This window comes from Candidatus Hydrogenosomobacter endosymbioticus, assembly GCF_021654655.1.
Taxonomy (GTDB): domain Bacteria; phylum Pseudomonadota; class Alphaproteobacteria; order Holosporales; family GW7; genus Hydrogenosomobacter; species Hydrogenosomobacter endosymbioticus.
This window is the reverse complement of record NZ_AP025225.1, coordinates 557,628-571,498: the sequence shown is the minus strand read 5'-3', so window position 1 is coordinate 571,498 and position 13,871 is coordinate 557,628. Positions and strand designations below refer to the sequence as shown.

Annotated in this window: 11 protein-coding genes; 6 read left to right on the top strand and 5 right to left on the bottom strand. The window is 41.4% G+C overall.

Annotated features, from left to right (window positions below):
- Positions 1–10: 10 nt before the first annotated feature.
- The 3 genes from trkA to frr form a co-directional block, all read right to left on the bottom strand.
- Positions 11–1,360: a Trk system potassium transporter TrkA gene (gene trkA / locus HYD_RS02645; RefSeq protein ID WP_236864672.1), complete on the bottom strand. Its 1,350-nt coding sequence runs from the start codon at positions 1,358–1,360 to the stop codon at positions 11–13.
- A 230-nt stretch (positions 1,361–1,590) separates the two neighbouring features.
- Positions 1,591–2,529, bottom strand: a complete 939-nt coding sequence (locus HYD_RS02640) for an OmpA family protein (RefSeq protein WP_236864670.1) — start codon at positions 2,527–2,529, stop codon at positions 1,591–1,593.
- Between the two features lie 50 nt (positions 2,530–2,579).
- Complete coding sequence (gene frr / locus HYD_RS02635; RefSeq protein ID WP_236864668.1) at positions 2,580–3,131, bottom strand: ribosome recycling factor; 552 nt, start codon at positions 3,129–3,131, stop codon at positions 2,580–2,582.
- A gap of 243 nt (positions 3,132–3,374) precedes the next feature.
- Here frr and HYD_RS02630 point away from each other — a divergent pair, with 243 nt between their 5' ends.
- The 6 genes from HYD_RS02630 to HYD_RS02605 all read left to right on the top strand — a co-directional run bounded on the left by HYD_RS02630 (position 3,375) and on the right by HYD_RS02605 (position 9,421).
- Positions 3,375–5,042 (top strand): pilus (MSHA type) biogenesis protein MshL, encoded by a 1,668-nt coding sequence (locus tag HYD_RS02630; RefSeq protein WP_236864666.1) that lies wholly within the window; start codon positions 3,375–3,377, stop codon positions 5,040–5,042.
- A 247-nt stretch (positions 5,043–5,289) separates the two neighbouring features.
- Positions 5,290–5,424: a 50S ribosomal protein L34 gene (gene rpmH, locus HYD_RS02625; RefSeq protein ID WP_236864664.1), complete on the top strand. Its 135-nt coding sequence runs from the start codon at positions 5,290–5,292 to the stop codon at positions 5,422–5,424.
- Positions 5,425–5,431: 7 nt separating this feature from the next.
- Positions 5,432–5,797, top strand: coding sequence for a ribonuclease P protein component (rnpA, locus tag HYD_RS02620; RefSeq protein ID WP_336511896.1), 366 nt, complete (start codon positions 5,432–5,434; stop codon positions 5,795–5,797).
- Positions 5,781–6,269: a membrane protein insertion efficiency factor YidD gene (yidD, locus tag HYD_RS02615; protein ID WP_236864662.1), complete on the top strand. Its 489-nt coding sequence runs from the start codon at positions 5,781–5,783 to the stop codon at positions 6,267–6,269. Before rnpA ends, yidD begins: the two co-directional genes overlap by 17 nt.
- Entirely contained in the window at positions 6,269–8,137 is a 1,869-nt protein-coding gene (gene yidC / locus HYD_RS02610; RefSeq protein WP_236864660.1) for a membrane protein insertase YidC, read from the top strand. The genes yidD and yidC overlap by 1 nt, the downstream gene beginning before the upstream one ends.
- Positions 8,138–8,275: 138 nt before the next feature.
- Complete coding sequence (locus HYD_RS02605) at positions 8,276–9,421, top strand: hypothetical protein (RefSeq protein WP_236864658.1); 1,146 nt, start codon at positions 8,276–8,278, stop codon at positions 9,419–9,421.
- 410 nt (positions 9,422–9,831) lie between these two features.
- On the opposite strand, the gene HYD_RS02600 is transcribed toward HYD_RS02605, so the two are convergent.
- On the bottom strand, positions 9,832–11,700 hold the full coding sequence (locus HYD_RS02600) for an extracellular solute-binding protein (protein ID WP_236864657.1): 1,869 nt from the start codon (positions 11,698–11,700) through the stop codon (positions 9,832–9,834).
- A gap of 143 nt (positions 11,701–11,843) precedes the next feature.
- Complete coding sequence (locus HYD_RS02595; protein WP_236864655.1) at positions 11,844–13,859, bottom strand: hypothetical protein; 2,016 nt, start codon at positions 13,857–13,859, stop codon at positions 11,844–11,846.
- Positions 13,860–13,871 lie beyond the last annotated feature (12 nt).

Here is a 13,871-nt window from a genome sequence, read left to right as displayed (position 1 = left end):
TTTGCAAGCGCTAGTCTGGTTCAAATATTTTTTGAAATCTTTTGTATTCGTTTGAAAGAAGGATAGCTATTACGTGATCTCCGACTTCCAGCTTAGATACCGTACCTAAAATTTTGTCACGCCTCCTTACGGCTAGAATTTTCAGGCGGTCGCTCTGTTGTATTTTTTCAAAATTCATTTTAAGAGCTGGGCTGGTTTTTCTAATGGCTGCTTCTATGACAACACCTGCGTATTCTTCGAGTGGGAAAAATGTTTTTATGTAGTCTTTGCTTATGTGCTGAAGTATCACAGACACTGTTAGCTGGGCCATGTTTATCATTTTTTCTATTCCGAGGACCGCAAGAGGGGACAGGTATCTCGTATGATTTATAAGGGATATAGGGTGCTGGACTCCGAATCTATGCGCCATAAGAGAGGATATCATGTTAATAGTGTCATTTTTTGTCACGGCTATTGTGCATCCAGTGTCGTCTATACCGGCTTCTCGGAGGACTTCTGGGTTATCTGGGCTTCCGTTTAGAAACATTGTTTTTTCCAGTATACATGCGGCTTTTTTTATTTCTTCTTGATTTTCTTCGATCATTACTACATCGTATTTTTCTTGTTCTTCAAGATTTTTTGCTATATATTTTCCGATTGCAGTTGCTCCAAAAATGATAACTTTTTGAACATCTTGTTGGTTTAAACCAAGATTCTCCATGATTTCTATAATGTCGTCAGAGTTTATAAGAAAATATACATCGTCTCCTGGAAGTATTTGGTCATTTGCATCTGGAATTATCAATCTATAGTTGCGTATTATGCATGCAATTCTTCCATTTGAAAGTTGAAACGACGCCTCCAGGTCTTTTATAGAAATTCTAAGGAAGAAATTGCGCTCATAGGCGTGAACTCCGATAAGCGTTAGCTTTTTATCCGCGAACTGCATTACGTCGAACGCGTGACGAACTACCATATTTTGCAGGATGGTTTTTGCCGCCTCTTTTTCTGGGGACAAGATTACGCTTATGCCAAGCTTTTTCTTTATCAAAGCTTGCCACTCATCAGCAAAGTAACTTTCGTGTCGAAGTCTGGCTACTTTTAGAAATGCTTTAAACAAAAAATGGGACATCTGGCAGGCAAGAAGATTAACATGGTCGCTTCCGGTTACAGATACGACTACGCTGTCTTCTTGTATTTGTGCTTTTTTGAGGATGAACGGGTCTGCGGCGCTTCCGTGTATCGTTTGTATGTCGTATTGCTCCTGGGCCTCTTCTAATATGCTTCTGTCAGTATCGATTAAAGTCACTTCATAATCTAAGCATAAATATCTAATAAGGTTTTGTCCTATCTGCCCTCCGCCGCATATGATTATCTTCATAATGGTGAAACTGTTTCTATTCGAGAGGATCAATTCTAGTAGTATTATTGATTTTAGAATAGACTCGCTTCTAAGGGTTTTTTGGCTATTACGGGTCCGTTTTTTCGTAAGGTTCAAAGAATGTAGGTTGTGCTATGCGGCAAAAATTGGCTCAGGAAAAAGCATTCTCTTTTAGCGGCGCTTGTTACTTGCTTCTGGAGCAAGATTTTATGACAAAGAGGCTGAGTCTTCTATTTTTGTCTTTCATAGGGGGCCTTTTGGTCAAAAATAAGTTCTATGCGACGGTTCTGTTTGCGTTGTTCGTTGGATTTTCCTTTAGCTAGTGGGTGAAATTCCGCAAACCCGGCTCCAGCAATGTTTTTTTCTGGCATCCCTTGTTGTATCAAAAATCTGACAACCGATACAGCGCGCGCCGTTGAAAGATCCCAATTAGATGCAAATCTTGATCCAGATTTTATTGGCAGGTCGTCTGTATGTCCGTCAACCCTAAGAACCCAAGAAATTTCCTCTGGGATGGTTTTTATTATTCCTTTAATTGCTTTTGCTATTTCTTGAAGCTTATTTTTTCCATCTGAGCCCAGGTCTGCAGAGCCTTGTTCGAACAAAACCTCCGACTGAAGAATAAATCTGTCTCCAACAATTTTTATATCTTTTCTGTTTCTTAAAGCTTCTTTTAATTTGCCAAAAAACTCGGATTTATAAGCTGTTAGTTCTTTTACGCGAGCGGCAAGAGCGGCTTGAAGCTTCTCGTCTAGTTTTTGAGTTTTTTCTTTTAGATCCCCTATAGTTAGCCGCAGGCTTTCCTCATTTTTTGCCATTTTATCGTTTTCTCCTAGGGCGAGAGCTAGTTTTTGGCGCAGCATTTCAGCTTCTTGCTCTATTAGGCGTTTTTCTTCCTCCAGTCGAAGTATGCAATGTTGGAATTCAAGCAGTTCACGTTTTATGTTTTTCTTTTCTCCTTTTTCTTTATCTAAGATGCCTTCGACGCTGTGCATTTTTTTCTCAAGACTTTTGATGGCGGCGCTTTTGATGGCGACTGTTTGGCTCAGATAAAACTGAGAAACTATGAAAACCGTGAATACAAATAGCATAACTATAAGGACAGACGAGAGAGCGTCAACAAACCCGGGCCATATGTTAATGTCACTATTTTCACGGTTACGCATCATATTTCGTCTCTTTATTTCCTTTTAGTTACATAAAGCAGAGTTGCAAAGAACTACACCTCAGATATATCTTTTTCTTTAGACACAAGGATGTCCTCTATTTTTTTTATAAAGTCATCTGTGCGCTTTTGTAGGTCTTTCTGAAGCCTGAAACACTCATCTTCAGAAGCCCCGGTATCTTTCGCGAGCTGTATCTGTTTTTGCCCTTCGTGTCTTATATTTCGTACGGAGATGCGTGCATTTTCGGCATATTCCTTTGCTTTTTTTACCATTTCCTGTCGGCGTTCCTGTGTGAGCGGAGGAAGAGTGACGAAAACACAATTTTGGTCTACAGATGCGCTCATTCCAGAATCTATTATTGCTTTCTCCACTTGTTTTATTAAAGACGCATCCCAAACCTGTACTGATAGGGTCCTTGGTTGGGGGGCGGTTATTGTGGATAGCTGACTCAATGGTGTTTTTCCGCCATAAGCGTCAATCATCACCGGGCCAAGTAAGTCTGGAGAAGCTCTTCCAGCTCTGAGTCCAGACAAATTTTTCTGGAGCGAAGATATTGCTTTTTTCATACTTTCTTCGATTTCTGCGATATTAAAAACTCCTTCCATTAATCATCTCCGTAGGTTCGGGCACACTAGCCATTTTTAACTTATAAAATCTTTTTTTCAATAGGTAGTGGACGATTTTGCATCCATTATAACAGAGGCATGGAAAGTTTTTTCCTGCGTTTAGGGTGTTTTGTGATTTGGGCATTGCTAAAACGTTTAATACGAGCTCTAATCATTAAGATAATGTTAATAAACCATTAGCAAACTATAGTGGCAGTGTGTGAGGGGTTTGGCTTGCGTATTGTGAATGGAATTTTTGTTATAAAGGTTTTTCGATTGTTTGGTGATGCATTTTTTCGATGTTCGCTGATTTGCGCTTCTGTTGTTGTGATGTCAGGTTGCGACAATAAGAACTTTGATTTTTACCACTATGACCATTATGCGAAAAAGACAAAGAAAGAATTTGAGGAAATACTTTCTCCTGTTCCGCAAGCGCGGCAAGTACGTCAGCCAGAAATTACGCGAAAAACTTTGCCAGAGTTTTGTAGCAAAAAAGTATCGATATGCATATCTGGCAAAGTTCCACTTTCTGACGTTTTTCTTGATATTGCTAAACAAGCAGATGTTAGCGTTGCTATAGATGGTCTTTGCAAACAATCTAGACAAGTATTTTATAGGGCAAATTGTCAGTCTTTTATAGAGGTGCTCGACAATATATGTGCGCTTAGCGGCTTGAGATATTACTTTATGAACGGGACTATGCACATATGCGAGGACCTTCCGTATATTAAGACTCACAATATTCAGTTTTTGCTCGGACTTAGGAAGACTCAGACCCAAACATCTGTGAAGACAGACATATTCGCCGAAGGAGCGCGCCCAAAATCTGGTAAAAGTGCGGCTGACAACGGCTCTAATATAGTTTTGAACAATCAAATCAGCTCGGACTTTTGGCAAGAGCTCGAAAAAGCGCTCTCTCTTATATTGACTCCGCCTGGAGGAGGAAGTTCTAACGCGAGCTATTCTTTAAACAAATACAGTGGTGTTTTATCTGTTCGCGGAACAGACAGGCAGCAAAAAATGATTGAATCATACATAGCGCAGCTGCAAAGGCTCATAACTACTCAAATACTTATAGAAGCGAAGATAATAGAGATAACTCTTTCTGATGAATTTAAATCAGGAGTTAATTGGAATCTATTTTTTGACAAAAAACATAAAACAAATATGAAGATTCCATTTGGCGATTATACTTTGCCTATGGCGGTTGATCCAACTCAGTCTGTACCAAAAAAAGACGTGTTTTCATTCTCGATTCAGTCTCCGAATGTTTCTGCTATAGCGACATTTTTGGAAAAATTTGGAGCGGTGCGCACGATTGCTAACCCGCGGCTTACTGTTTTGAACAATCAGCCTGCGATACTAAAAGTTGCGCGAAATGAGGTGTTTTTTGAACTTCAGGTGGAAGATGTGTTGATGCCGTACCCAAATCCAACAATACAAAAAGCAGAAAGTCATATACAGACAATACCTATAGGTCTTGTTCTTCTTGTTCAGCCGTCTGTTAATTTTTCAACAGGCGATGTTATTTTATATTTGCACTCAACTATATCGAGGATTTTGTGTTATAAAGACGATCCTGCGGCGTCTGTATCTTCTAAAGGTGCTACAAAATCATCAATACCGATAACTCAAACTAGAGAAATGGATACTGTGATAACAGGAAAACACGGAGAGACAATCATAACTGGTGGATTGATGGAGGAAACGAGCGCCAATGATTCTGCTGGTCTTCCTGGGATGGCTGGAACTCCGATATTAGGCGATATTTTTGGCTCCAGAAGCAAAGAGCGTCAGGTGACAGAGCTTGTAATTTTGTTAAAGCTTACAATTCTCGATTCCTCGGCCCCAATTCCAGTTGCTGATGACAAAATATACAGAACATTTTTTCAAGACCCTAGACCATTCTAGCAGCGCTTCGACAAACTCGGGAATATTCATGGGGGGGGGGGATTCTCATAGAGCTCCGTATTTTGTCGATTGTAACAGCCTGCTCCTGCAGTGTGCGAGTTGCTTTACATGTTATGCTTTTTTTTGTAGCATCACCGAGTGTATTTTTTGGATTCATAGCGGCTGACCTGGGCATTGTTCGGTGGAGTGTGTGGCAGTATGCGGTTCCTAAGTTGTCGGCCGCTGTGAAGTTAGAGGAGATTTTCTAATGAAGAGAACGTATCAGCCAAGCAATCTAGTGCGCAAGCGCCGCTTCGGCTTTAGGGCGCGTATGTTGACTGTCGGTGGAAGAAAAGTGATTTCTCGGCGCAGGCAGAAAGGTAGAAAGGTTTTGTCTGCTTGAGGATTTCATGAAGGTTTCTACCATGAAAAGCAGGAGAGAATTCCTTGCATTGAAGAGCGGGTCTTCGTCTTGTAAATTTTTTTATGGTGGAAGCTTGATGTGCGTTGTTCAGACGGCTGATGCAGCCGTTGGTGGGGAGTCGTGTTTGCGTTGGGGCTCTGTTGTAAGCAAGAGAGTGGGTAGTGCTGTTGTTAGAAACCGCATTAAAAGAAGGTTAAGGGCTATTTTCAGCGAGTTCTCTAGGTCTGGGCTGAAGTCAGGGTTCAGGTGTGTAGTAATAGTGAAAAGCGCTACTTTTTCTTCTGTGCCATTTGATGCTATAGTCGAAAATGTGTATAAAAAACTGCTGTCTATACGTGGCGGGGTTTGTTGATTCGTCTTACGCGTTGGAGTGGTTTGGTTTTTATGAGGTTGTGTTGGATAAGCCTTTCGCGGAAATAGTTTGTTCATGTGGAATTGAGGCAGAGTCTTGTGGAAAAGATAGATCGCTGGAGTCTTGTGGTGACCTGAGCGGATCGATAGGAGATGGCGGGATGGTAGGGTGTGGCGGCAAATTAAGGTGGTCTTCTGCTGTTGGCTTTATAGAAGCTAGGATGGTAAAGTTTTGCCTTGTGGTGTTCCGGCTACTTTTTGTGCCTGTTATATCAGGTAACTGCAGGTTTACGCCTACATGTTCGTCGTATGCTCATCAGGCTATGGAAAGGCATGGTTTGTTTAAGGGTGGTTTTATGTGTGCATGGCGCATACTTAGGTGCAATCCGTTTTCAGGTTTTGGTTATGATCCGGTTCCAGATACGAAAGAGAAGAAATTATTATTAGATGCTCGGCTTCTCGAGGTTAAGTGATGAGAGAATATAAAAACATAATAATAGCGTCTGTTTTGTCTGTTGCTATTATGGCAGGCTTTGATTTTTTCTATAAGAAATCTGGGCTGATGGAGGCAGAGACAAAGATTAGTACTTGCTCTTCTGGCGGTGGTTCGTGCAGTTTGCCAGATAAGTCTTCGGGGAGAAAAGAGGTCGCGTCCACTTCTTGTGGCGTCTCTAAAAATGACTCTACGGGCCCTATAAACAAGTCTGCAGACAGGGAATTGGTCGTGCGCTCGTCTGAGAGGGTTAGTATAAAAAGTAAGTCTTTGTTTGGATCCATTAACTTGACAGGACTTCGTATAGACGATTTAGTACTTAGAGAATATTGTCAAGAGACAAACAATAGCTCTAAAAATGTTGAGTTGCTATCTCCAGAAAAAAGCGCGTTCCCCTACTTTGTGGAATTCATTTGGAGCGACGGCGGCTCTGGAGTGATTGTTCCAGACGAAAGATCTGTGTGGGCGTCCAGCGTAGACAGCGTATGTGAAAAGGAGCCCGCAACTTTTAGTTGGAAAAATCCAGATGGAGTCGAGTTTAGGCAGATTGTATCTGTTGATGACGGTTACATGTTTACAGTGCGGCATGAAGTTATTGGGGCTCCAAGTGGAGCGAAGATAGACGTTGAAAGCAGGATAGTTCGTATGGGAAAACCTATAACTGCCGGTGTGTTTGTTTTGCATGAGGGGTTAATAGGAGTATTTGACGGAAAGCTCAGAGAGATTTCGTATGATGACGTTGTTAAGGGCGGCGAAGCGTCGGCATTGCGCAATATTTCTCGGTATTCCGATCAATGGTCTGGGTGGATAGGAATTACCGATAAATATTGGCTTGTTTCTCTGGCTCCTGCGCATAGGCAAGATGCGGTTGGCAAGTTTATAAGTCATAAAGTCGGTGGAATTGCTGATATAAATGTCTCAAAAAGCCAAGATGGAGGCTCGTCGGATGTATTTCATGCATGTTCTTCTGTGAGGCTTTCTGAGTTGCAAGGAGGTATGGGCGAAAATGGTAAAATGTTTCATGCAGGAAATAACGGCGTTGGTGCTAAGGTTCTGAGCGGGACCGTATATGTGTTTGCAGGAGCGAAGCAGCTAGCGCTTTTGGACAGATACGAGGAAAAGCTTGGCATTACCCACTTTGACCTTGCTGTCGATTTTGGGTGGTTCTATTTCATGACGAAGCCATTGTTTTATTTTTTGTCATGGATGAAAAATTTCTGTGGCAGTTTTGGAGTGGCTATAGTTTTGATGACTATAATGATAAAACTCCTGTTTTTCCCGCTATCTCTTAAGTCTTATAAATCTATGACTGCTTTAAAGCGGATAAGTCCAAAGATAGAAGAGATAAAGAAGCGGAATGGGTCTAATAAAGCAAAGATAAATCAGGAAATGATGGAGCTGTACAAGAGAGAAAAGGTTAGCCCTGCATCAGGATGTCTTCCGATGCTTGTGCAAATACCAGTGTTTTTCGCTTTGTATAAAGTTTTGTTTGTATCTATAGAAATGAGGCATGCACCGTTTTTATGGTGGGTAAAAGATTTATCTGCTCCTGACCCGACAAACGTGTTCACATTATTTGGGCTTGTCCCGTGGGGCGCTCCAGATTTTTTGCAGATAGGAGCATGGCCTTTGGTGATGGGTATCAGTATGATAGCTCAACAGGTGCTTAACCCATCCGCTGCAAGCGACCCTGCCCAGAAGGTTATGTTTTTGTATGTAATGCCTTGCATTTTTACGTATATGCTTGCCCAGTTTCCCGTGGGCCTTGTCATATATTGGACAGCGAGTAATTTTCTTACTGTTTTACAGCAATGGGTTATGATGAGAGCATATGGAGACGGGCGTTGATTGGGCGTTGCATATGGTTGTGCGTATGTTTATGCCGAAGCTATTGGATATATGTATGACCTTTTGACATGAGGGCCTGTTTTCTGTTTAATATCTCGTTGTGATGATTGAAAATAGTTGCTGCTGAAGGAGCGTGCGATGTATAGAACAAGTAGGTTTTTATGGCAGATGGTGGCGTTTTTTTGTTTTGTCTTAGGTGTGGCCGGAGCTCTTTCGAGCACGTTTGTAGAAATTTTCCTGGCGAATAAGTATTTGAACAGTTTTATTTTGTTTACGTTTGCAATTGGGGTTATTTCGGCGTTTACGCAGCTGTTTAGATTTTCATTAGAAGACAGATATTTTTGCGGTGATATAGGAAATGAGCCGAAGAAAACAGCTTTATTGTACGAGATTTTTTCGATGAAAGCTCTTCATCGTATCGCAAGAAGCGATGCTGATAGCGCTATTAATAGGCTCGGTGCGAGGATATATTCTGACAGGTCTATGTGTCGATATATGGCTGGGGTTATGGTTTTTCTTGGCCTTATCGGTACGTTTTGGGGATTATCTAGGACGGTGTTTATGATATCTGGCGCCATTTCTTCTCTTCCAACGGAATCAGGCATGGAGGATTTTTTCGTTACTTTGAAGAAGCAGCTGAGCAGTCCTTTAAGCGGTATGGGGATTGCGTTTAGCTCGTCGCTTCTTGGAGTATGCGGGTCTGTTATAGTTAGCTTTGCAGATCTGCTTGTTGCGAGAGCTGGGAGTAATTTTCTGAGAAATGCTGAAGAGTGGATCTTGTGTGATACGAAATTTGCAATTGAAGTGCCGGATGTTATTGGTGGAGCTGCGGCTTCTGCTGTGATTGAGTCGCAAATGGCTAAGCTGGTTGAAGAAAACGCTAAACTTGCAGCGCTGCATGAAAAGTGTGCGCAGCAGCAAAATGCTTCGTATATGGCCTTTATTAAGCTTTCTGAAAAAATAGCTCTTTTATCGGATTTAATGAAAGGGCAGCATATGCTGTTGAACAGGATAGTTGAAGAGCAGGCTAAAAATCGACAGATTTTTGAAGCTATAGGCGATAGGCTTGGAGAGACGTCTTTGAGCGAGCAAGTGTTTGTTAAGGAGCATCTTGGAAATTTGGGTGTTGTGTGTCACGAAATTCTTAAATCTATAAGGGAGGCAAGTAGGTCTACAAATGAAATAATAGTTGGCGAGATGCGTATTCTCGGTAAGACAATGTCTTTATCTTCGACGAGACGCGATCGGGAAAACAAGACTTCTTCTGGCCGAGAAGCAAAGTAGCTTCTGGTCCGGGGACAAGAATTAAATAAGAAGCGATTTATGAAGCATTCGCGCTGGCGGTGGTGTTTTGTGGCTCTGGTATTGAGTGAGGGATAGAGATCTTCTATGTGGGGAGAGTTGTGTATGTGCGCTCCGGTGTTGCGCGTTGGGCACCACGACGCATAGCCGGGGGAGGCTGTGTTTGAAGGAGCCTTTTTTCGTTTCTGGAGCCTTCCTGGTCGTTTCTATTGACCTTGTGGACTTTTTACGGTCTCTTCTTGCCGCATTACACGCGAATTTGGACTTCGACGGCTGTTACAAAAGAAACCATTATATGTAACTTTTTCAGCTACAAAAGAGCTCGCAGGTCTGCCGTCCTTCTTTATAGCAAAGAAAGAAAGTAAACTATAAAGCAGCTCCGCGAAACTGTCTCATTTTTGGTTTTGCTTTTGTGGATTTTTGACCCAAAATCCAGATACATCGGCGACTTCCCTGCCCTCGTCTATAAGGTGAGGAACCCCAACATGGCTCCAGTAAGCATACCTGTTCACAGTGTCATAGCTAAGCGGTATGATATAGCACCCTTTGCTGAGAAGCCTATCTAACACTCTAAGCAAAGAAACTAACTCAGACCTAGTTTTTGCGCTTACTATCATGTCGCACACCCTGTCTATATCAAGAGATCGTATGGCCGAATAGTTTCTTCCAACTTTATCAGCAAACATCGACCCCCAATACAAACGCTGTTCAATCCCAGGAGATAGGCTATGTCCCCAATGCCACAGTATCATCTGAAAATCGTGCATTCCGATCCTTTTAGTATACTGAGCTCCGTCGACAAGCCTTATAAAGACATCTACTCCTATTTGTTTCATCTGGTTCGCAAAGCAGAGCGCTATTTTTTCTTGATCATGGCTATTTATAAGAATTTCTATAGAAAGCGGCTTTTTTGTTTTAGAGTCGATGAGCTTGTTATCGTTCAGTTCATAACCACACTCTTTTAGTTGTTTTAAGGCGCCTATTTTATCTCCTGGCTTAGTTTCTACTTTGTTTCCTCGAGAAAGTAGTTCATACTCAGAAGCATTTTTGCAGCTTAGTTTCTTCAATACTTCTGTTTCGCGTGTGTCTGGCTCTGTCTTTGCAGCAAACTCTGTTCCGTGGAAAAAACTAGTTATAGGTTTATGGTCTCCGCCTAACAAATTTATTAACTTTGACACATCGAAAAAACCAGCTATTGCACGCCTAAATCTTATGTCGTTAAACGGTTTTACTCCTGTATTCATGGCAAATCCGGTCATTCCAACAGTATCGTTTCTATTAACTTGCCTTAGGACTATTTTCCCCTGTTTTACATATGGGTGATTCTGTAGACTATTCCACTTTGCTGCGGTTTCTTCTTGAAATGAGTGTATGTCGCCAGAGAGAAATGCAGAAAACAATGTTGATGGGTCATAGAACACCTTTAAGACAATAGTGTCTGCGTTATACCTTCCTTTTATGCACTCAAGCTTTCCCCACCCCCAATAACTTTTATTTCTTACGAAAGTTACGCTCTTCCCTGGGTCAATTTTGCTGATTTTGTAGGGGCCGCTTCCAAGAAATGGTCTCATCCCCCTTTCAGAGAACGAAAACGACTTTATATCTTTTTCTGACAAAACAGGAAGCATAGCGGTAACCAAAGGGGCTTCCAGATCGTATTTTGGATCCTTATCTGTGCTATCCGGCGTCTTGTTAAAAATAAATAATATTTTGTTATTATCTATAGCTTTTATAGTTTTTATTTTTTTAGAAAAAGCCTGGCGTGAGGGGCTTCCTTCTGCGGCTAATGTGTTAAATGTAGCGATCACGTCATTTGCTGTTATTCTGCTTCCGTCATTGAATCGAGCATCCTCATTTAACGTAACTTCCATCCACGAACGGTCTCGAGCCAACTTTACGGATTTTGCTATTCTTATGTGGAGCTTGAACGGTGCGATCGGGTCTCTTTCCATAAGGGCTTCAAAGACGAGAGAGTTATAAGGACCTATCCCGGGGGCGCAGTCTTTTTGAATGAATGGATTTAGGGTGCAGAACGGGGTTTTAACCAGCCCAAACTTAAGAACCCCTCCTTTTGGAGAGTTCGGGTCGTATCCGTTGCCAGGAAACTTAGTTTCAATTTTTGGTGTATCCTGATGCATTTCTAAAACAGTTACACTTGGAGTGTCTTCGAGCTCCTTTTTCGTTGGATCAGAGTATGACGACCCAGCATATGTACAAAAGATAAAGCACAAAGCTACTAAAAACGGCTTAACTAGTACCATAATCAACCCACAGCCAGCGGTATTCCATCGTGTAGTCTATACGAGACCTATTCTGTTAGCAATACAAATAGCTATAGTAAATTGCGGGTTTGCAGAGCTTATGAATTGCTAAAAGGGGCAATTAAAAATGTGGAACACATGAATCAATCTCTCAACATATATGGACCTGACAGAGTAAGCGAGCTAACAGTATTGTTGTCGTGAGCGTCTTGGTAGTGTGAAAAAGTTCCTATACAAATGGTAGAAGGAGGATTTTCATGTTTTACTAACTTGCTGAAAAAATTTTGCTTTAAGTCATCATAAAAAACATCATCTTTTAGTAGCGTGTATACTTTTTCAGTATTATTTCTATTTTCCATGTCTAGGTATGGCTTGTATGATCCGCAACACCATACCATTCCGAAAGCCTGTGCTCCGGATGCGGCTATGATGCCCGGAATATTTATCGAAAGGATTTTGTCTTTTTCCATGTCGAACCTTATTTTACTAAGGGTTGAGCGGAGAGAATCAATGCAGTCGGCCAATTTTGGGTCTATCAAAATTTTATGAAGGAATTCGCTTCGGCTCTCTTTCCACCTGGACAATTCGAGATTTCCGCAGCGAAATGGGGATAAAATTGGCCCATGAAACACTATTAGAGAGACGCAAACAGAGGCCGCGACAGTATGTAGCAGAACAAAAAAGCTTGAGAGTATTCGCTTTTCAAAGGCTTCATTGATTATGGCGGAAACTGGAACAACGAACAAAGCTATTGCTCCTGATCCGGAAAGTTGAAATATATTCCAATTGGTTCCTGCGCACGACGCTATGGCCGCGAACCAACAAACTAATGTTAATGTTAACATTTTCTTGGATTCTTCTCGGAGAATTAACGAATGCGTAATATACAAAACACAGGATGAAATAAAAATTGTCATTAGCATTTCTGCTATGAGTGCGCAGACGTTCCTCATTTCATTGTAACTATTTAAAAATAAGATAATCGCACATGCCGTTGCTGTTGAAATTGGGTACCACGAAACATATCTGAAAAACTCCTGATTTTTGTTTCGGGAATAGTATGAAATAAAAAAGTACGATATAGCTGTTCCTACAATTGCGTACAAGTTGTTTGTCACAAATGACATAGCTTGCCTAGCATAGAGTGATAGGAGCGCCGAGTGTCCAAAACAAGATTCTGCTTTGTACAAGGTAATTATTTCGAAAAATCTTTTCGTTCCGATAGAGTATATGTGGGAGACAGAGATAATAGTAAGAACCAGTAAAAATGTCATAAAGTCGACAGCGCGGGAGCTAAATTTCTTACTTTTTCTAGTAACAATGACTATGGCTGTTGCTATAACAAGACAGGCTGCAGCTGGTGGGCGGGCCGTAGCCATAAAAAAAATGCTTATAGACATTGATAGTATTGCGTGGATAGTTTTGGCGGACGGGCGCTCTGTTCGCGAAATATATGATATGGCTCCAGCAGCCCAGAAGTATGCCATTGAGCTTGATAATGAGTAATATGACAGTATTTTTGGTATAAATGCTGGGAATAGAAACGAAAAAATCACAGGAGCGGAGATAAATGACAACGCGTAAGTCGAGTTACCGGAAGAAGACCAATATTTGAAACTGATAATACTGACGCAAACAGCCGAGGTGAGTATGAAAACGATAGATAGAAGCCTATACAAAAGAAGAGAATGTCCAAACACGTTACCTATGTTATGAAATATGGTATAGTATGTGTTTAAAAACAAAGGTTTGTCGGAATTTCCATGCATGAGGAGGTATAGGTTAAACCCCTCATCAGAAATATCAAATCCGATGAACATAGATGCTGTGACCAAGGCCGCAGGAATTGATACTAGAGCCACCATGGAGTATGCAAAGATGTGTTTTGGTATTTTTTTCTCTTTTTTGTGTGAGCTGCTGTTTAATGTTTTAAAGAGCGAAAAGCGCTCGTCCACGGTTTTTTCCTTAGATTGTTTGTAAAACAACAGCGCTGACGCGAGCATACAAAACATTCCAGAAAGCACATATCTTATTTTAAAAAAGCCAGATGGCCACGAGCACAGCGCGAAATACCAAAAACCTATCAGCAGGAGGGCGGCAGAACAGAGCTCGTATATGGAATTGAAAGTTTTTTCCTTTATTAAGCCGAGAAGCCTCATCTTCTCGCCTTA